We start from the raw sequence: 20,241 nt of genomic DNA, 5'->3' as shown, positions 1-20,241 counted from the left end.
GACGAAGCGAGCTTCAGTTACCGCTCATATGAAGCGTCGCTTCATACTCCCCGGCGCGCATGGCGTCGGGATCCAAGGTACGCAAGTTTAAGCGGACTCGCGCCCGATCGCGAACCAGTCTTCGGTGCGCCGGTACAGATCGATGAAACGGGCGAGCCGCTGATCGAGCGACGGATTCGGACGCGGCGTCGCGGCGAGCGTCGCCTTCGGTGCGAGCGAAGCGATATCGCCGATGCGCCACTGCCCCGCCGCGATGCCGCCGAGCAGCGCCGCGCCTCGCGTCGCCGCGTTCGGGCAATCGACGGCGCGCAGCTCGACGCGCAATGCATCGGCGAGCAACTGCCGCCAGCGCGGATCGACCGAGCCGCCCCCCGCGAGCAGCATCGCATCGAGCGGCGTGCCGTTGGCGCGAATCGCGTCGAGTCCCGCACGCAATGCGAATGCCACGCCCTCGAACGCGGCGCGCATCATCGTGCCGCGCGTGTCCTCGAGGCCGAGTCCGAGCCAGCCGCCGCGCGCGTTCGGGTTCATCCATGGTGAGCGTTCGCCGCTCACATACGGCAGAAAACTCACCGATGCACTCGCGGACGCGGCGAAGGCGTCGTCGTAGGCGTCGGGCCACGATGCGTAACCGAGCCAGCCGCGCACCGCTTCCAGCGCGACGCCGACGTTCTGCATCGCCGCCATGCGATACCACGCGCCGTTGGCCGCGCGATACGTGTGCAGGCCGTGCACGGGCGCGGGCGCGTCGGCGCACATGACGACGATCTGCCCGCCGGTGCCGGTGGTGAGGAGCGCGTCGCCATCGGCGCAAAGGCCGCTGCCGAGCGCAGCGCACGGCGTATCGCCGGCGCCGACGGCCATCGGAATGCCCGCTTCGAGACCGAGCGCGGACGCCGACGCCGCAGACAACGCGCCGGCGACTTCATGCGATGCCGCGAGCGGCGCGAACCACGCGCGCGGCAAGCCGAGCCGGTCGATCAGCGCCTCGTCCCATTCGCCCGATGGCGCGGCGAGCGCGGTCGCGCACGCATCGGATGCATCGGTGACGAACGCACCGCCGAGCTTCGCGCGCAGCCAGTCTTTCGGCTGCAAGGCCCAGCGCGTTTGCGCCGCGATCCGCGGTTCGTTCGATGCGAGCCAGCGCAGCAACGGCCCCGCCATGCCGGGCGCGACCGGATTCGGCTGCGGCTCGCGCCACGCGTCGAGCAGATCGCGGGCACGGGTGTCGGGCCACAGCATCGCGGGGCGAAGCGCGTGGCCATGCGCGTCGGTCAAAACGACGCCGTGCATCTGCCCCGAAAAGCCGATGCCGCGCACCGCTTGACGCTCGTTGGCGGGCAAACGCGATGCTGCGTCGACGAGCGCGGCATGCCACGCATCGACGCTGGTTTCGGCCCAGCCGGGCTGCGCGCTCGTCACCGCGTACGCCGCACTCGACGACGCGATGTCGCGTCCGGCTTCATCGACGATCGCGAGCTTGAGGGAGCCCGTGCCGAGATCGATGCCTAAAAAACGCATGGGATTCCGAGTCTGAAAAGGCGTTAGGGAAAACGCGTAAAACGGGGGTTAACCCCGCCATCGCGCGATGAACGTGAAAAATGGACTATACGCGGGGCGTGATGCACATCATAACGACCGTCCGAAGATCGCGGCCTTCCGTCAGGCGACGAATTTCCCTTGATTTGCGTCAAACCCCTTGTGACAGTGCCGTTCGCACGTTTGCGCCGCTCGCGGCGCGCGAAACCCATATCGGCACGCGAACGCGACGTATAGCGCCGCGTGGTCTTGTTCATGGTTGCCGATGCACTTAACTTGGAGGCCATTCAAATGGAAGTAGACATAGGAGAGAGACATGGCTTCAAGTTCGGTGAACCCGTCGGTGCATCCGTGCGACGAACGGCTCCCCGCCGGTCAACTGCTGACGCTCGGCATCCAGCACGTTCTGGTGATGTACGCGGGCGCGGTGGCGGTGCCGCTGATCCTCGGCGCCGCGATGGGCCTGCCGAAAGATCAGGTCGCGTTTCTCATCAGCGCGGATCTGTTCTCGTGCGGCGTCGCCACGCTGATCCAGACGCTCGGCCTGTGGATCTTCGGCATTCGCCTGCCCGTCATCATGGGCTGCACCTTCGCCGCCGTCGGCCCGATGGTCGCGATCGGCACGAATCCTTCGCTCGGCATTCTCGACGTGTTCGGCGCGACCATCGCGGCGGGCGTGATCGGCATCGTCCTCGCGCCGATGATCGGCAAGCTCCTGCGCTTCTTCCCGCCGGTCGTGGTCGGCACGGTGATCGCGGTGATCGGCCTCTCGCTGATGGGCGTGGGCATCAACTGGGCGGCGGGCGGCATCGGCAATCCCGACTACGGCAATCCGGTCTTCCTGCTGCTGTCGCTCGTCGTGTTGTCGCTGATTCTGCTCATCAACAAGTTCGCGCGAGGTTTCATCGCGAATATTTCGGTGCTGCTCGGGATCGTCGTCGGCTTCGTGATCGCCGCGATGCTCGGCCGCGTCGACATGGACGGCGTCGCGCACGCGCCGTGGGTCGGCATCGTGCTGCCGTTCCACTTCGGCATGCCGCATTTCGATGCGCTCTCCGTCGCGACGATGGTCATCGTCATGTTCGTGACGTTCATCGAATCGACGGGCATGTTCCTCGCGGTCGGCGATCTCGTCGAGCGTCCGGTCGACCAGAAGGCGCTCGTGCGCGGCTTGCGTGTCGACGGTCTCGGCACGCTGATCGGCGGCATCTTCAACTCGTTCCCGCATACGTCGTTTTCGCAGAACGTCGGTTTGATCGGCGTGACGGGCGTGAAGAGCCGCTTCGTCTGCGCGACAGGCGGCGTGATTCTCGTCGTGCTCGGCCTCTTTCCGAAAATGGCGCAGGTGGTGGCGTCGGTGCCGCCGTTCGTGCTCGGCGGCGCGGGCATCGTGATGTTCGGCATGGTCGCGGCGAACGGCATCAAGACGCTGTCGCGCGTGGACTTCTCGAAGAATCAGCACAACCTGTTCATCGTCGCGGTGAGCGTCGGGATGGGCATGGTGCCGGTCGTCGCGCCGAAGTTCTTCACGCAACTGCCGCACGCGCTGGAGCCGATCCTTCACAGCGGGATTCTGCTGGCGTCGGTGTCGGCGGTGGTGTTGAACATCGTGTTCAACGGCGTGCGCAAGGAACGCGACGCCGAACGCGATGCGCGTGAAGCCGCGCATGAGTTCGAAGGCGCGGCCCATGCGGGCGACGCGCACTGAGGAGTTTGGGCTGTGCTTGCGTTGAGTCGCCGCGGCGGGAGCCGCGGCGTTTTTTTGTTTATCGAAGCGAGGGCCGCGCGTCAGCCCGCATCCGCCGCCCGCGGCGCATCGCCCGTCCGCTCGATCCACCCGCCTCCCAGCGCCTGATACAACGTCACGAGATTCGCCAACCGCTGCGTGCGCGCGGCAATCAGCGTCTGCTGCGCCGAATACAGATCCTGCTGCGCGGTCAGCACGCCGAGATAGCTGTCGACGCCCTGCTTGTATCGCAGCGTCGACAACTCCAGCCGGCGTTGCTGCGCGGCCGTATCGCGCACGAGCGCGGCGATCTGCTGATCGTAGGTGCCGCGCGCGGCGAGACCATCGGCGACATCCTTGAACGCGGATTGAATCGCCTTCTCGTAATTGGCGATCTCGATCTTCTTCTGGATATTCGCGTACTCGAGATTCGCGAACTGATCGCCGTAGATCGGCAAGGTGATGGTCGGCGCAAAGCTCCATCCCGCCGACCCCGCTTTGAACAGACCACCGAGCGTCGGGCTCAGTGTGCCGAGCATGCCGGTCAGCGAAATGTTCGGAAAGAACGCTGCGCGCGCCGCGCCGATGTTCGCATTCGCCGCGAGCAGATTCTGTTCGGCCTCCATGATGTCCGGCCGCCGCAGCAGCAAATCCGACGGCAGACCCGCAGGAATGTCCGCGAGCAGGTCTTGACCGTCGAGCGGCATGCCGCCCGGCAGATCGTCGGGCACCGGCTCGCCGAGCAGCAACACGAGCGCATTGACGGCCTGCGCCCGCGCGCGCTCCTGCGCCTGCAGATTCGCCGCCGCGCCTTCCATCACCGTTTGCGCCTGGCTCACGTCCAGCTCCGACGCGGCGCCGTTGTCGAATTGCAGCTTGACGATCCGGTAGGATTCGCTCGCGCTGGCCAGCGTCTGATGCGTCACCTTCAGCAGGTCGTCCGTCTGCAAGACCTGGAGGTACTGCACCGCCACTTGCGAGACGAGCGAAATCTCCGCAGCCTTGCGCGCATAGGCAGTCGCGAAATATTTCGCGAGCGCCTGATTCCGCATGCTCTGCACCCGGCCGAACAGGTCGATCTCCCACGACGCATTCAGGCCCACCGTGTAGGTATTCGAGATGGTCTGATTCAAGAACGACAGATTGTCGGGCTTGCGCGTTTTCGACTGCGCGCCCACGGCGGTGATGGACGGAAGCAGAAGCGTCGTGACGACCTGATACTGCGCCTGCGCGGCCTGCACGTTGAGCATCGCGACGCGCAAGTCACGGTTGTTCTTCAACGCGATGTCGATGAGCCGCTGCAAACGCGCATCGACGAAGAAATCGCGCCAGCCGATATCGGCCGCGGCCACGCCGTTCGCGCTGCGTGCGCCGTCCGGCGTCGCGACCGGCTGCGTCGCTTAGACGCCGTGCGCCGGAAAATTCGCCGACACCGGCGCGGCGGGGCGTTCGTACTTCGGCGCCATCGTGCAGCCGGTCGCCAGTACGGCGACGGCCATTGCAATCAAGGAAAGTCTACGCATGTCAGTGTCCTTCGTTGCCCTGTTGCGCGCGCCGCTGCGCTTCGTAACGCGCGAGCGCGGCATCCGTGTCCTCCTTGTCGCCGCCGAAACGCGAGCGCACCACGACGAAGAACATCGGCACCATGAAAATGGCGAGGAAAGTCGCGGTCACCATGCCGCCGATCACGCCCGTGCCGATCGCGTGCTGGCTGCCCGAGCCCGCGCCGTTGCTGATCGCGAGCGGCATCGTGCCGAGAATGAACGCGAGCGATGTCATGAGAATCGGACGCAGGCGCAGGCGCGCCGCTTCGAGCGCCGCTTCGATCGGCCCCATCTTTTGCGAGAGTTGGAGATCGCGGGCGAACTCGACGATCAGAATCGCGTTCTTCGCCGACAAGCCCACTGTCGTGAGCAAGCCGACCTGGAAGAACACGTCGTTCTCCAGTCCGCGCAGCGACACGGCGAGCAGTGCGCCGACCACGCCGAGCGGCACGACCATGATCACGGAGAAAGGAATCGACCAGCTCTCGTACAGCGCCGCGAGACACAGGAACACGACGAGGATCGAGATGCCGTAAAGAATCGGCGCCTGCGAGCCGGACTGGATCTGCTGATACGACAGCCCCGTCCATTCGTAGCCGATGCCCGCGGGCAGCTTCGCCGCGAGCGCTTCCATCGCGGCCATCGCCTCGCCGGTGGATTTGCCCGGCTTCGCGACACCCTGGATTTCGATCGACGACAGGCCGTTGTAGCGTTCGAGCTTGGGCGAGCCGTAGCTCCATTCGGTCGTCGCGAACGACGAGAACGGCACCATCGAGCCCGACGCGTTGCGCACGTACCAGCTGTTGATGTTCTCCGGCGACATGCGGAACGGCGCATCGCTCTGCATGTACACCTTCTTGATGCGGCTGTCCGTATCGAGGAAGTTGTTCACGTACTTCGACGCCCACGCGATCGAGAACGTCTGGTCGATGCTCGACGGATCGACGCCCTGCGCCAGCGCCTTCTGACGGTCGATGTTCACCTTGAACTGCGGCGCGTCGTTCAGGCCGTTCGGCCGGACCTGCGCGAGCGTCTCGTCCTTCGCGGCCATGCCGAGGAGCATCGCGCGCGCCTGCATCAGCTTTTCGTGGCCGAGACCGGCGCGATCCTGAAGTTCGAAGTCGAAGCCCGACGCCGTGCCCAGTTCCGGAATCGACGGCGGATTCACCGGAAACACGAGCGCGTTCTTGTAGCCCGCGAACGCCCCGTACGTGCGGCCCACCAGCGCTTGCACCTTCTCGTTGGCGCTCGTGCGCTGGGCGAAGTCCTTCAGCCGCACGAAGATGAGACCCGAGTTCTGGCCATGACCGGCAAAGCTGTAACCGTTCACGGTGAACACCGACTCGACGAGCGCGCTTTCCTTCTTCAGCAGATGGCCCGCGACATCGTCCAGCGCGCGCTGCGTCATCTCCTGCGTGGAGCCGGCGGGCGTCGCCACCAGCACGAACATCGTGCCCTGGTCTTCATCGGGCAGGAACGCCTTCGGCAAACGCGCGAACAACATGCCGACCGCCACGATGATCACCACATAGATGACGAGCCAGCGCCCCGAACGCCTGATGACATGCGCCACGCCGCCGTGATACTTCGCCTGGCTCTTCGCGAACGTGCGGTTGAACCAGCCGAAGAAGCCGGTCGTCTTTCCGTGTGGCCTTCCGGGTGCGGCTTGAGCATCGTTGCGCACAGCGCAGGGGTGAGCACCATCGCGGTGAGCACCGAGAGACCCATCGCCGAGACGATCGTCAGCGAGAACTGGCGATAGATCGCGCCGACCGAGCCGCCCGTGAACGCCACCGGCACGAACACCGCCGCGAGCACGAGCGCCACGCCGACGAGCGCGCCGGTGATCTGACTCATCGCCTTCTTCGTGGCTTCCTTCGGCGACAGTCCCTCTTCGGTCATCACGCGCTCGACGTTTTCGACGACCACGATCGCGTCGTCCACCAGCAAGCCGATGGCGAGCACGAGCCCGAACATCGACAGCGTGTTGATGGAGAAGCCCGCCGCCGCCATGATCGCGAAGGTGCCGAGCAGCACGACCGGCACGGCGATGGTCGGAATGAGCGTCGCGCGCAGGTTCTGCAGGAACAGGTACATCACGAGGAACACCAGCACGATGGCCTCGATGAGCGTCTTGACGACGTCGGCGATCGACTGCTTCACGAACGGCGTGGTGTCGTACGGATACTTCACGACGAGACCGTGCGGGAAGAACTTCGCGAGCTCGTCGACTTTCGCGCGCACCAGATTCGCGGTGGCGAGCGCGTTCGCGCCGGTCGCGAGCTGAATGCCGAATCCGGCAGCCGGACGGCCGTTGTACTGCGTCTCGAAGTTGTAGTTCTCGCCGCCGAGACCGACGCGCGCCACGTCGCGGATACGCACCTGCGAGCCGTCCTGATTCACCTTCAGCAGCACGTTGCCGAACTGCTCCGGTGTGCGCAGCAGCGTCGCTTCGGTGATGGTCGCCTGCATCGACTGGCCCGGCACCGCGGGCACGCCGCCGAGCTGGCCGCCCGCGACCTGCACGTTCTGCGAAGTCAGCGCGTTCTGCACGTCGACCGGCGTCAGGCTGAATTTGGTCAGCTTGTTCGGATCGAGCCAGATTCGCATCGCGTACTGCGAGCCGAAGAGCGTGACGGTGCCGACGCCGTTCAGCCGGCTGATCGGATCCTGCACGTGCGACGCCACGTAGTTCGCGAGGTCTTCGCGGCTCATGCTGCCGTCTTCGGACACGAACGCCAGCACGAGCAGGAAGCTGCTGCTCGACTTGGTCACGCTGATGCCGAGCTGCTGCACGACGGCCGGCAGATTGGGCGTGGCCAGTTGCAGCTTGTTCTGCACCTGAACCTGCGCGATGTCGGCATTGGTGCCGGCCGCGAACGTCAGCGTGACGGTGGCGGTGCCGCTGTCATCGGAGGTCGAGGACAGATACAGCAGATGGTCGAGACCGCTCATCTGCTGCTCGATCACCTGCGTGACGGTGTTTTCGACGGTCTGAGCGGATGCGCCCGGATAGTTCGCGGAAATCTGGATCGCGGGCGGCGCGATGGTCGGATATTGCGCGACGGGCAGCGTCGTCACCGACGCGAGACCCGCGAGCATCAGAATGATGGCGATCACCCACGCGAAAATCGGGCGATCGATAAAGAACTTGGCCATGGACGTGTCTCCCGTCCTTACGCGCCGGAGGCGGCCGTTGCGTCGGCTTTCGCTTCGGGCTGACGCGCGGGCACGGCCTTCACTTCCATGCCCGGACGCACGTGATCGATGCCCTCGACGATCACGCGATCGCCCGCGTTCAGACCGCTGTCGACGATGCAGCTCTGGCCGAGCGTGCCGGAGGTGACGAGCGGGCGCATCGCGACCTTGTTGTCCTTGCCGACGACCATCGCGAGCGCGGTGCCTTTCTGATCGTGCGTGATGCCCTGCACCGGCACGACGAGCGCCTTCGGATTCACGCCTTGCTCGATGCGCGCGCGCACGAACATGCCCGGCAGCAGCACCCGGTCCTTGTTCATGAAGATCGCGCGCAGCGTCACCGATCCGGTCGACGGATCGACGCTCACATCGCTGAATTGCAGCTTGCCCTGCTCCGGATACTCACGGCCGTCTTCGAGAATCAGCGTGACCTTCGCCGCGTTCGGGCCGTTGGTCGAAAGACGCCCTTCCTGAATCTGACGGCGCAGCTTGAGACCGTCGAGACTCGATTGCGTGAGATCGACGTACATCGGGTCGAGCTGCTGGACGGTGACCATCAGCGTCGCCTGCGCCGCCTGCACGTATGCGCCCGGCGTGACCTGGGAAATGCCGGCCTGCCCCGAAACCGGCGACGTGACGTCGGTATAGCCAAGCTTGATCTGCGCGGTGTCGATCGCGGCTTTGGCCGACGCGACATCGGCTTCGGCCTGGCCTTGCGCCGCCACGGCGTTGTCGTAGTCCTGCTTGCTGACCGCGTTCGACGCGACGAGCACCTTGTAGCGCTCGGCCTGCGCCGCGGTCGAGACGAGATTCGCATGGGCCTTCGCGAACGACGCCTTCGCGTTGTTCAGTTGCGCGATATACGGCGCCGGATCGATCTTGTAAAGGCGTTGCCCGGCCTTGACGAGGCTGCCTTCCGTGAATTCGCGGCGCAGCACGATGCCATCGACGCGTGCGCGCACCTGGGCATCGAGAAAGGCGCTCGTGCGGCCCGAGAGTTCTGTCGTGACCGGCACAGCGGCCGGCTCGACGATGACAACGCCGACTTCCGGCGTGTGCGGCGCCATCGCGGGATGCTTCTCTCCGCAACCGGCTGCCAGCAAGGCGGCCGTCGTGACACCGATGAGGCGGTATGGAATCCGTATGAGACGCATGGAACGCGAGACCTCTGAGGTTACTGACAATGAAAGGCGCGCGTCTTCGCGTTGACCGCGAGCCGCGCGCAATGTGCTGTCGTGCGATGCGAAAGTCGCTGACCGCGGCGACCGGGGCATTCGTGCGGCCCGCGCGCCTTGGATGGGGCTGGCCGCTTTCGGAAGAAATGCGGCCATATTTTTGGGATAACTGAATGTATGCGACGCTCGCGGCGAGCTTCGTCAACGACTTTTTCGAACGATCGATGGAACGGATCGCGCCGTCACGACTGCGGCAAGCAGCCGATTATAGTTATCGCGCGCAGTGAGGAAGACTAAAGAGTAGGCAGATGTGTGGATCTTTGATGGCAACTGAAACAATGTGCCAAGTCTGTTGCATCACCCAGACATCGATGCAAAACGATGTGGAACAAGTTCGAAAGCGCGAAAAAAAGCCCGGCGCGCGGCCGGGCTTCGAGTGCGACGGTTTTAGGCGAATCAGCTCGCCGCGGGCGCCGAGGCTGCTTGCGGCGCGCCTTGCGAGCCGTAGTCGACGGGCGCATCGGCGGGACGCGGCGCGTCGCCGGAACGCTCGATCCATCCGCCGCCCATGAACTGATACAGATCGACGAGGTTCGTCAGTCGATTCAGCCGCGCCGTGATGAGCAGCTGCTGCGCTTCGTAAAGCGCCGTCTGCGCGGTCAGCACCGACAGATAGCTGTCCACGCCATTGCGATAGCGCAGGTCCGACAGCTCCAGACGCCGGCTCTGCGAATTGACGAAGCGCTCGAGCGCCTTGATCTGCTCGTCGAAGGTGCCGCGCGCGGCGAGGCCGTCCGCGACTTCGCGGAACGCGGTCTGGATCGCCTTCTCGTAGTTGGCGATCTCGATGCGCTTCTGCACGTTCGCCAGATCGAGATTGGCCTTGTTCTGGCCGCCCTCGAAGATCGGCACCGTGATCTGCGGCGCGAACGACCACGCAGCCGACCCCGGCTTGAACAGGCCGCCGAGCGTCGGCGACAGCGTGCCGAAGCTGCCCGTCAGCGAGACGCGCGGAAAGAACGCCGCGCGCGCCGCGCCGATATTCGCGTTGGCCGCGAGCAGCGACTGCTCCGCCGCCGCGATATCGGGACGGCGCGTCAGCAGATCGGACGGCAGACCCGCGGGAATGTCGGAGAGCAGATTCTGCGTATCGAGCGGCATGCCGGCCGGCAAATCCGCAGGCAACGGCTCCCCGACGAGCAGCACGAGCGCGTTTTCCGCCTGCGCGCGCAAACGCGACTGCGTCTGCAGATTCGCCTGCGCTTCCTCGACCACGCCTTCGGACTGACGCAGATCGAGTTCGGTGCCGGTGCCGTTCTCGTATTGCAGCTTGGTGATGCGGAACGACTCCTGCGCCGTCTTGAGCGTGTTCTGCGTGACGACGAGTTGATCGTCGTAGGCGAGCATCGTCAGATACTGGTCCGCCACCGACGACACCAGCGAGATCTCCGCCGCCTTGCGCGATTCCGCCGTCGACAGATATTGCGCGAGCGCCTGATCCTTCAGGCTGCGGATGCGCCCGAAGAAGTCGATTTCCCACGACGCATTCAGGCCGACCGAATACTCGTTCGAGATCGTGTTACCGAAGAACGACAGATTCTTCGGCGTGCGCTGCTTCGTCTGCGACGCGGCCGCATCGAGCGTCGGGAACAGACCCGCGCGCGTGATCTGATACTGCGCGCGCGCCGCATCGACGTTGAGCACCGAGACGCGCAGGTCGCGATTGTTCTTCAGCGCGAGCTCGACGATCTTCTGCAGGCGCGCATCGGCGAAGAAATCGCGCCAGCCGATGTCCGGCGCGCTCTGGCCGTTCGCCGTGCGGCCGTTGCTCGCGCTCGAACTCGCATCCGGCTGGTGCGCGTACACGCCGCCTTCCGGAAACGTCTGCGTGACGGGCTCGGGCGGACGCTCGTACTTCGGCTGGAGCGTGCAGCCCGCGGCGAATACCGCCACGGCGGCCGCGATCAAGGAATGTTTAAGCATCTCAGTGTCCTTCCTTACCGTTCGTGCCTTCGATGTCGCCCGACGAACCCGGCGCCGGCACGTCCTTGCTCTTGCTGAACTTGCTGATAACGACGAAGAACATCGGAATCATGAAGATGGCGAGGAAGGTCGCGGTCAACATGCCGCCGATCACGCCCGTGCCGATCGCGTGCTGGCTCGCCGAGCCCGCGCCGTTACTGATCGCGAGCGGCATCACGCCGAGAATGAACGCGAGCGAGGTCATCAGGATCGGGCGCAACCGCAGGCGCGCCGCTTCCATCGCCGCTTCGACCGTCGACATGCCCTGCATCCGCAACTCGCGCGCGAATTCCACGATCAGAATCGCGTTCTTCGCCGACAGACCCACGGTCGTCAACAGGCCGACCTGGAAGAACACGTCGTTTTCCAGACCGCGCAGCGTCGCCGCGAGCAGCGCGCCGAGCACGCCGAGCGGCACAACCATGATGACCGAGAACGGAATCGACCAGCTTTCATACAGCGCCGCGAGACACAGGAACACGACGAGGATCGAGATGCCGTAGAGAATCGGCGCCTGCGAACCCGACTGGCGTTCCTGATAGGAAAGGCCCGTCCATTCGTAGCCGATGCCCGCCGGCAGCTTCGCCGCGATCGCTTCCATCGCGGTCATCGCCTGGCCGGTCGACTTGCCCGCCGCCGCCGCGCCCTGGATTTCCACCGCCGAGATGCCGTTGTAGCGTTCGAGCTTCGGCGAACCGTAGGTCCAGTTGCCCGTCGCGAAGGCGCCGAACGGCACCATCGTTCCGGCGCCATTGCGCACGTACCACTTGTTCAGGTCGTCCGGGTTCATGCGGAACGGACCATCGCCCTGCACGTAGACTTTCTTGATCCGGTTGTCGACGTCGAGGAAGTTGTTCACGTACTGCGACGCCCACGCGATCGAGAATGTCTGATCGATGTCCGATACGGCGATGCCGAGCGCGCTCGCCTTCTCGCGATCGACATTCACCTTGAACTGCGGGGTGTCGTTCAGGCCGTTCGGACGCACCTGTGCGAGCGTCGGATCCTTCGCGGCCATGCCGAGCAGCATGTTGCGCGCTTCCATCAGCTTCGCGTGGCCGAGGCCGCCGCGATCCTGCAGCTCGAAGTCGAAGCCCGCCGCCGTGCCGAGTTCCGGAATCGAAGGCGGATTGACCGGGAAGATCATCGCGTCCTTGTAAGGCGCGAAGTGCATGAACATGCGTCCGACGAGCGCCTGCACCTTCTGGTCGCTGTGCTGGCGTTCCGCGTAGTCCTTCATCCGCACGAACACGAGGCCGGAGTTCTGGCCGCGGCCCGCGAACGAGAAGCCGTTCACCGTGAAGACCGATTCGACGATCGATTTCTCGTCCTTCAGCAGATAGTCCTGCACGTCCTTCAGAACGTGCGCGGTGTACTCCTGCGTGGAGCCGGACGGCGCGTTCACGAGCACGAACATCGTGCCCTGGTCTTCATCGGGCAGGAACGACTTCGGCAGACGCAGGAACAGCATGCCCACCGCGACGATCACGACGATATAGATGATGAGCCAGCGTCCCGAGCGGCGAATGACGTGCTGCACGCCGCTGTGATACTTCTCCTGACTCTTGTTGAACGTGCGGTTGAACCAGCCGAAGAAGCCCTTCTTCTCGGGCTCGTGCCCTTCCGGATGCGGCTTCAGGATCGTCGCGCACAGCGCCGGCGTGAGAATCAGCGCGACCATGACGGACAGCACCATCGCCGCGACGATCGTCAGCGAGAACTGACGGTAGATCGCGCCGACCGAGCCGCCGGAGAAGGCCACCGGCACGAACACCGCCGACAGCACGAGCGCCACGCCGACCAGCGCGCCGGTGATCTGCCCCATCGCCTTGCGGGTCGCTTCGCGCGGCGATAAATGCTCCTCCGACATCACCCGCTCGACGTTCTCCACGACCACGATCGCATCGTCGACGAGCAGGCCGATCGCGAGCACGAGGCCGAACATCGACAGCACGTTGATCGAGAAGCCCACCGCCGACATGATCGCGAACGTGCCGAGCAGAACGACCGGCACCGCGATCGTCGGGATGATCGTCGCCCGCAGGTTCTGCAGGAACAGATACATCACGAGGAACACGAGCACGATGCCTTCGATCAGCGTCTTGACCACTTCCTCGATCGACAGTCGCACGAACGGCGTCGTGTCATACGGATACTTCACCACCAGTCCATGCGGGAAGTATTTCGACAGATCGTCGATCTTCTGGCGGACCAGTTTCGCGGTCTGGAGCGCGTTCGCGCCCGTCGCGAGCTGGATACCGAAGCCGGCAGTCGGCTGTCCGTTGTACTTCGTATCGAAGTTGTAGTTTTCGCCGCCGAGCTCGATCCGCGCGACATCCTTCAGCAACACGCGCGAGCCGTCCTGATTCACTTTCAGCAGGATGTTGCCGAACTGCTCGGGCGTGCGCAGCAGCGTCGCTTCCGTGATGGTCGCCTGGAGCATCTGCCCCGGCACCGCCGGCGTGCCGCCGAGCGCACCCGCCGCCACCTGCACGTTCTGGTTCGTGATCGCGTTCTTCACGTCGACAGGCGTGAGCGCGAAGTTCGTGAGCTTGGTCGCATCGAGCCAGACGCGCATCGCGTACTGCGAGCCGAACAGCGTCGTCGTACCGACGCCGTCGATACGCGAGAGCGGATCCGCCACGTTCGACGCCACGTAGTTCGCGAGGTCGTACTTGCTCATGCTGCCGTCTTCGGACACGAACGCGAGCACGAGCAGGAAGCTCGAACTCGACTTCGTGACCTTCGTGCCCAACTGCTGCACGACTTGCGGAAGCAGCGGCGTCGCGAGCTGCAGCTTGTTCTGCACCTGCACCTGCGCGATGTCCGGGTTCGTGCCCGCCGCGAACGTCAGCGTGACGGTGGCCGTGCCCGAGTCATCGGACGTCGACGACAGGTACAGCAAGTGGTCGAGGCCGGTCATCTGCTGCTCGATCACCTGCGTCACCGTGTTTTCGACGGTGCTCGCGGATGCGCCCGGATACGTCGCGCTGATCTGGATCGCGGGCGGCGCGATCGTCGGATACTGCGCGACCGGCAGCGTGAAGATCGACGCCATCCCCGCCAGCATCAGGATGATCGCGATCACCCACGCGAAGATCGGTCGATCGATAAAAAACTTTGCCATGTAACAGGCTCCCTTTTATTGCGCGCCCGATGCAGCGGAGGCGGCCGATGCGGCTTGCGGACCGCTGGCAGCGCTCGCGCCGCTGGCACCGGCCGGCGCCGATGCCGCCTGCGCATCCGATGCGCCGGCTACGGGATACGGGAATTTCGCGTCGACCGGCTTCACCTGCATGCCGGGCTTCGCCTTCTCCACGCCGTTCACGATCACGCGGTCGCCCGGGTTCAGGCCGCTGTCGACCACCCAGTTGTTGCCGAACGTGCTGCCCGTGACGAGCTGGCGCAGTTCCACCTTGTTGTCCTTGTTGACGACGAGCGCGGTCGGCGTGCCCTTCTGGTCATGCGTGACGCCGATCTGCGGCACGACGAGCGCGTGGTCGTTCGTGCCTTCCTGAATCCGCGCGCGCACGAACATGCCCGGCAGAAGCACGCGGTCCTTATTCTGGAAGATCGCGCGCACCGTCACCGAACCGGTGCTCTGGTCGACGCTCACGTCGGAGAACTGCAGCTTGCCCTGCTCGGTGTACGTGCGGCCGTCTTCGAGCTGGAGCGTGACCTTCGCAGCGTGGATGCCTTCGGTCTGCAGACGGCCTTCCTGAATCTGACGGCGCAGGCGCAAGCCTTCGACGCTCGATTGCGTCAGATCGACGTAGATCGGATCGAGCTGCTGCACGGTCGTGAGCAGCGTCGCGGCGCTCGCCTGAACGTAGGCGCCCGGCGTGACCTGCGAGAGACCGGTGCGGCCGGTGATCGGCGAGACGACGTCGGTGTAGCCCAAGTTGATCTGCGCGGTATCGACCGATGCCTTGCCCGCGGCGACATCCGCGACGGCCTGGCCTTGCGCCGCGACGGCGTTGTCGTAATCCTGCTTCGACACGGCATTGGCCGCGACGAGGATCTTGTAGCGCGCCACGAGCGCGTTCTGCGACGCGACGTTCGCCTGCGCCTTCGCGAGCGTCGCCTTGGCGTTGTTCAGCGCGGCGATGTACGGCGCCGGATCGATCTTGTAGAGACGCTGACCGGCCTTGACCTCGGAGCCTTCAGTGAACTCGCGGCGCAGCACGATGCCATCGACCCGTGCGCGCACTTGCGCGACCAGATAGGCGTTGGTGCGGCCCGGCAAATCGACGATGACCGGCACGCTCGTCGGCTGCACGGTGACGATACCCACTTCGGGCGTTTGCGGCGGAGGCGCTGATTGTTTTTGCCCGCACGCTGCCAGGAACACGGCAGCCGTCGCGGCGGTGATTAAGCGGAGTGGAACCCGTTCGACGCGCATGGAGCGACCTCTGTCTAAGACTGAGAGTGAAGTTTGGGCACGCGGCGGCCTTCCCCGGGCAACGCCGCGCACGAGCGTCCTTCGGGACGCTGTGAATACACCAACTTGTCCGGCGAGTGAGCGGCGACGCCAGCCTGCGCGTGACGCCTCATACCCGTGCGCGACGCTCGGAGGCGTCGCCCGTGGCCACAGGACGGCCAGAACGGGCAATGGAAACGCAAGCTTATGCGAAATCCGCCCGCCGGATGAATTTGTGAATATTCGTAGACGGGTGGTATTGTATATACATTCACGAATGAATGTAAAAAACCGTACGTGTTTCTCCCCATTGGCGATGAGAAGAAACCGCTCCGGGGAATCGATTACGTTCGACGAACCTTCGACAGAGTCGTCCACAGAGCGGCTTTCAAACGGCAGTAGCAGGAGCAGACGGCCACCGGCCGCAGGATATGGTCAGACGAACCAAGGAAGAAGCGCAGTTGACGCGCAACCGCGTACTCGACGCGGCCGAGCGCGTCTTCTACGAAAAAGGGGTATCGCGCACGACGCTCGCGGACATCGCGCAGGCGGCGGGCGTCACGCGCGGCGCGATCTACTGGCATTTCGCCAACAAGGGCGATCTCTTCAACGCGATGTTCGACCGCAGCCTTTTGCCGCTCGACGAACTCGTGGAATCCACGCTGGACGGCAAGGAGGAAGACCCGCTCGCGCGTTTGCATGAACTCTTCGTCTGGTGCATGCGCAACATCACGACCGACGAGCAGCGGCGCCGCGTCTTCGACATCCTCTTCATGAAATGCGAATTCGTCGAGGAAATGGGGCCGGTGCGCGAGCGGCATCAGAACAACATGCGCGACGGCATGGAGCGCATCGAGCGCGCGCTGCGCAACGCCGTCGAAAAGAAGCAGCTTCCGGCGACGCTCGACACGCGCCGCGCGATGACCATGCTCCACTGTCTCTTCACGGGCATCCTGCACGATTCGCTGATGCTGCCCGACATCGTTCATCCGGAACGCGACGCCGAAGCGCTCATCGACGCATGCTTCGACGCATTGCGCTGCAGCCCGTCGCTGCTGATGCCCGCGAGCGCCTGATTCGCGCCGTCTATTGCGAACCGATGTGCTGCGCGAAATACGCGAACAGCGCGATGCACACGAGCATCGCCGCCCACGCCCATATCGGCAGGCCGAGCGGATGCGGATCGTGGGAATGATCGCGGTCGTTGTGCACGAATCCGTGTCCGTGCAGCCGATGCCGCAGCACGCCGCTCGCGTGGGCGTCGGCGGAATGCCCGCGCATCGCGCCCGAGCGACGCGAGAACGCCGCCGACATCGCGCCCGGCCGCAAGAACACATGCCGGCGCTCGGCGCTTGCGCCTGCCGCGCGCATCGACGGCAAGCCGTGCTTCGCACGCACCACTTCGCAGAACTCGGCGAAGAAATCGTCGGCGCCTTCACGAAGCGCGTTTTCGATCTGGCGCGCGGGCAAGCCGGCGAGCGGTCCCGAGACCGTCGCCCAGACGGTGTATTCGATCCACGTCGCGGCGCCGTCGTCATCGGGATTGAGCGCGACCGCGATCTGCCCGCGCAATGAGCCGACGCCTTCGCCGCGCGCCTTGAAGCTCAGCGTGCGCGCGTACGCGCCGTCGTGCGACGCGTCGCTTTCCCCTTCTTCATGCGCCGCCTGTCGCGTGCGCCCGGCGGCGTGCGCGCGAATTTCGTAGCGCGCCCGCAGCGCGCCGAGCGGCACGATCAGCGTGAGGACATACTCGCCGTTGGGCGTGCGCGTGAACGATTCGCAATTGTCGAGGCTCGCGCGCAGCAACGCGAGATCGGAGAGCGCCTCGCGGACGTGCGCGCAATCGAGCGGAACGCACAGCGCATCGGTGACTTCCATTCGAGCCTCCGGGACAAGGATCGCATGCGTTCGTTATGGCGGAGCGGATGTAAGGTGTCTGTTCGGATGCGCGCCTAGGAAGTCTCGTCGATGCGATCGACGCGCGAACCGTAGAACGCGAGATAGCCCTTGATTTTCGCGGCGGCGTCGAGCGGCGCTTCGTAGCTCCACGCGGCGTTCTCGACCGGGCCGTCTTCGGTCAGCAGATGATAGTGCGTCGCCTGGCCCTTCGTCGGGCAGTGCGTGGTGTGAATCGAGCGTTCGAGGCGCGCCATGTTCACGTCGGCGCGCGGAAAGTAGTGCACTTTCTCCGCGCCCTGCTCGACGAGCGTGAGGGATGCGTGCGTATCGGCGTAGGTCACGCCCTGATGGATCACGCGGCAGCGCCGCCCGTTCAGCGTGATCTCGATGTGATGCGCCGTTTCGTGCCCGACGTTCAGTTCCGTGCCCATCGTGCTGCCCCTCCGCGTAAGAACCGGCTTCCAAAGAAAAAGCCACGAGTCATCGAGACACCCGTGGCTTAATTATGAGACAAACTTCCGATTCTGCGTGAGCGCTTTCGACGGCCCGGGCGTTTCCCTTTCGACGCCCGCGCTTACTGAATGTTCCAGTGGAATGCCGCCTTGGCCTTGCCCGGCCCCGCGACCGTCACGGCCTGCTTTTTCTCCTGATCCTTGTACTTCGCGTAGACCGTATAGTTGCCGGGCGGCAGCTTGACGAGCATGTACGGTCCCATCGATTCCGTGGACAGCACCTCGCCGCCCTTGCCGCCGACGACGCGCACATGCACGCCGGAAAGGTAATCGGAAGTCGGACCCGTGAAGCGCAGCGATAGCGGCCAGTGCGCCTGTTCGCGCAACAATGCGCGCGACTCGTCGAGGCCGACGCCGCCCGACGTATACGAAACGTCGCCTTGCTGCTCGATCTGCGGCAGGCCGCCGCCGTTGGTGTTGCCGGCGCTCGACAAATCGGTCGCCGTGCCGCCCGAGGCGCCGCTCGCCTGCTGCGCCCAGGCGCTGCCCGCCATGCTCGCGCTCGCCGCCGCAACGAGAAGCGCGGCCGCCAGCCTGCCCGTGGTTCTGCTCGTCATGTTTTCAGCTCCTTTTTCCGATGCCGCCGCGCTCGAAAGCGCCGGCGGCGTCACGCCCGATGCGTCGGTTTCACGCGATGGGGCACCAGGGAACCCGGGAGCATGCTTCGTGCCCGCGTCGCGGCCCGATGCGCTGCGTCAGCCGAGATCGACAGGCACGAAGATCTGCGCGTCGTCGCGCTGGATCAGGAGCGCGATGCTGTCGCCCGCGTGCTGAACCATCGACTTCAACTGTTGCACGGACGTCACCGGCTGGCCGTTGACGGCGAGAATCACGTCGCCCGGCTGAATGCCCGCGTTCGCTGCCGCGCCGCCCGCCTGCTGCACGAGCAGGCCGCGCGAGAGCGAATCGTTCTGCCTTTCTTCCGGAGTAAGCGGACGCACCGCGACGCCGAGGCGCGCATCCTGCGCCGACGATTCGTCACCGCCGCCGGTCTTCGCGCTCGCGGTCTTCGTGTCCTTCAACGCGCCGATGGTCACGCTGAGGTCCTTCGCGCTCTTGTCGCGCCACACCGTGACCTTCGCGGACGTGCCCGGCGCGAGACCCGCGACCTGCGACGGCAGCGAGGTCGAATCCGTGACCGGCTCGCCGTTGAGCGCCGTGATGACGTCGCCCGGTTGCAGACCCGCCTTCGCGGCCGGCCCGCCCGGTTCGACGGAACTCACGAGCGCGCCTTGCGGCGACTTCATGCCGAAGGAGTTCGCGAGCGTCTGATTCATGCCCTGCACCGTCACGCCGAGACGGCCGCGATCGACGTGACCCGTCTTGATGAGCGCGTCCTTGACTTTGATCGCCTCATTGATCGGGATCGCGAACGAAAGGCCCTGGAAGCCGCCCGTCTGCGAATAGATCATCGAATTGATGCCGATCACTTCGCCTTGCAGATTGAAAAGCGGCCCGCCGGAGTTGCCCGGATTCACCGGCACGTCGGTCTGGATGAACGGCGTGTAGTTCTCGTTGGGCAGCGCGCGCGACTTCGCGCTGATGATGCCCGACGTCACCGTGTTGTCGAACCCGTACGGCGAGCCGATCGCGACGACCCACTGGCCGACCTTGCTGCCGTTCGGATCGCCGATCTTCACCGTCGGCAGGCTCTTCGCGTCGATCTTCAGCACGGCGACGTCCGACTGCTTGTCCGCGCCGATGACCTTCGCGCGGTATTCGCGCTTGTCCGTGAGCTTCACGGTGACGACGTTCGCGTTATCGACGACGTGCGCGTTGGTGAGGATGTAGCCGTCGCTGCTGACGATGAAGCCGGAGCCGAGGCCTTCGCTCGGACGATCCGCGCGCGGGCCGCCATCGCCGCCGCCGAAGCCGGGCATGCCGCCGAAGCGCTTGAAGAACTGATAGAAGGGATCGTCGGGGTCCATCGGCAACTGATTCTGGCCGCTGCGCGCGGACGTCTGCTTGACGACGTGCTTCGCGCTGATGTTGACGACGGCCGGGCCATACGTTTCCACGAGACCGGAGAAATCGGGGATGCCCGTCTTGGCCGCGGCTTCGGCGGGCATCATCGCGGCGGCTTGCGCGGGCGCGATGACTTGCGGTGCAGGAACGTTGTTATGACCCGCCACGTAACCCGCCGACAAGGCGACGGCAACGGCAGCCGCGACGGCGCTGCGGGTAAGAATCTTCGCTTTCATCGTGT

General features: G+C 65.0%; 11 protein-coding genes and 2 pseudogenes. 2 read left to right on the top strand and 11 right to left on the bottom strand.

Annotated features, from left to right (window positions below; genetic code table 11):
• Positions 1 to 87: 87 nt before the first annotated feature.
• Positions 88 to 1,521: a xylulokinase gene (locus QCE49_RS02340; protein ID WP_250456561.1), complete on the bottom strand. Its 1,434-nt coding sequence runs from the start codon at positions 1,519 to 1,521 to the stop codon at positions 88 to 90.
• Between the two features lie 334 nt (positions 1,522 to 1,855).
• Here QCE49_RS02340 and QCE49_RS02335 point away from each other — a divergent pair, with 334 nt between their 5' ends.
• On the top strand, positions 1,856 to 3,247 hold the full coding sequence (locus tag QCE49_RS02335; protein ID WP_008351297.1) for a nucleobase:cation symporter-2 family protein: 1,392 nt from the start codon (positions 1,856 to 1,858) through the stop codon (positions 3,245 to 3,247).
• 80 nt (positions 3,248 to 3,327) lie between these two features.
• On the opposite strand, the pseudogene QCE49_RS02330 reads toward QCE49_RS02335, so the two are convergent.
• The 6 genes and pseudogenes from QCE49_RS02330 to QCE49_RS02305 form a co-directional block, all read right to left on the bottom strand.
• A pseudogene (locus QCE49_RS02330) lies at positions 3,328 to 4,788 on the bottom strand (efflux transporter outer membrane subunit).
• A gap of 1 nt (position 4,789) precedes the next feature.
• Positions 4,790 to 7,968: pseudogene (locus QCE49_RS02325) on the bottom strand (efflux RND transporter permease subunit).
• Between the two features lie 17 nt (positions 7,969 to 7,985).
• Positions 7,986 to 9,161, bottom strand: coding sequence for an efflux RND transporter periplasmic adaptor subunit (locus QCE49_RS02320; RefSeq protein ID WP_250456562.1), 1,176 nt, complete (start codon positions 9,159 to 9,161; stop codon positions 7,986 to 7,988).
• Between the two features lie 477 nt (positions 9,162 to 9,638).
• Positions 9,639 to 11,165, bottom strand: a complete 1,527-nt coding sequence (locus tag QCE49_RS02315; protein WP_008351304.1) for an efflux transporter outer membrane subunit — start codon at positions 11,163 to 11,165, stop codon at positions 9,639 to 9,641.
• Between the two features lies 1 nt (position 11,166).
• Complete coding sequence (locus QCE49_RS02310) at positions 11,167 to 14,331, bottom strand: efflux RND transporter permease subunit (protein WP_008351306.1); 3,165 nt, start codon at positions 14,329 to 14,331, stop codon at positions 11,167 to 11,169.
• 15 nt (positions 14,332 to 14,346) lie between these two features.
• A complete protein-coding gene (locus QCE49_RS02305) occupies positions 14,347 to 15,606 on the bottom strand; it encodes an efflux RND transporter periplasmic adaptor subunit (RefSeq protein ID WP_244807714.1) in 1,260 nt (419 codons plus the stop codon).
• 449 nt (positions 15,607 to 16,055) lie between these two features.
• Between QCE49_RS02305 and QCE49_RS02300 the strand changes: the two genes are divergently transcribed.
• Positions 16,056 to 16,700: a TetR family transcriptional regulator gene (locus tag QCE49_RS02300; RefSeq protein WP_033536527.1), complete on the top strand. Its 645-nt coding sequence runs from the start codon at positions 16,056 to 16,058 to the stop codon at positions 16,698 to 16,700.
• A 10-nt stretch (positions 16,701 to 16,710) separates the two neighbouring features.
• Here QCE49_RS02300 and QCE49_RS02295 read toward each other — a convergent pair whose 3' ends face one another.
• From QCE49_RS02295 to QCE49_RS02280, 4 genes are all read right to left on the bottom strand, one after another.
• On the bottom strand, positions 16,711 to 17,502 hold the full coding sequence (locus QCE49_RS02295; RefSeq protein ID WP_250433807.1) for a CoxG family protein: 792 nt from the start codon (positions 17,500 to 17,502) through the stop codon (positions 16,711 to 16,713).
• A gap of 74 nt (positions 17,503 to 17,576) precedes the next feature.
• Entirely contained in the window at positions 17,577 to 17,954 is a 378-nt protein-coding gene (locus QCE49_RS02290) for a DUF427 domain-containing protein (RefSeq protein WP_008351311.1), read from the bottom strand.
• A 143-nt stretch (positions 17,955 to 18,097) separates the two neighbouring features.
• The gene (locus QCE49_RS02285) at positions 18,098 to 18,592 is read right to left on the bottom strand and encodes a hypothetical protein (RefSeq protein WP_008351312.1); all 495 of its coding nucleotides are present in this window, start codon (positions 18,590 to 18,592) and stop codon (positions 18,098 to 18,100) included.
• A gap of 138 nt (positions 18,593 to 18,730) precedes the next feature.
• Positions 18,731 to 20,236, bottom strand: a complete 1,506-nt coding sequence (locus QCE49_RS02280; protein ID WP_008351314.1) for a DegQ family serine endoprotease — start codon at positions 20,234 to 20,236, stop codon at positions 18,731 to 18,733.
• Positions 20,237 to 20,241: the final 5 nt, after the last annotated feature.

Origin of the sequence: Caballeronia sp. LZ008 (assembly GCF_031451435.1) — a bacterium.
GTDB lineage: Bacteria > Pseudomonadota > Gammaproteobacteria > Burkholderiales > Burkholderiaceae > Caballeronia > Caballeronia zhejiangensis.
Note: the sequence above shows the minus strand (reverse complement) of the source record. Positions and strands in the feature narration are given on the sequence as shown.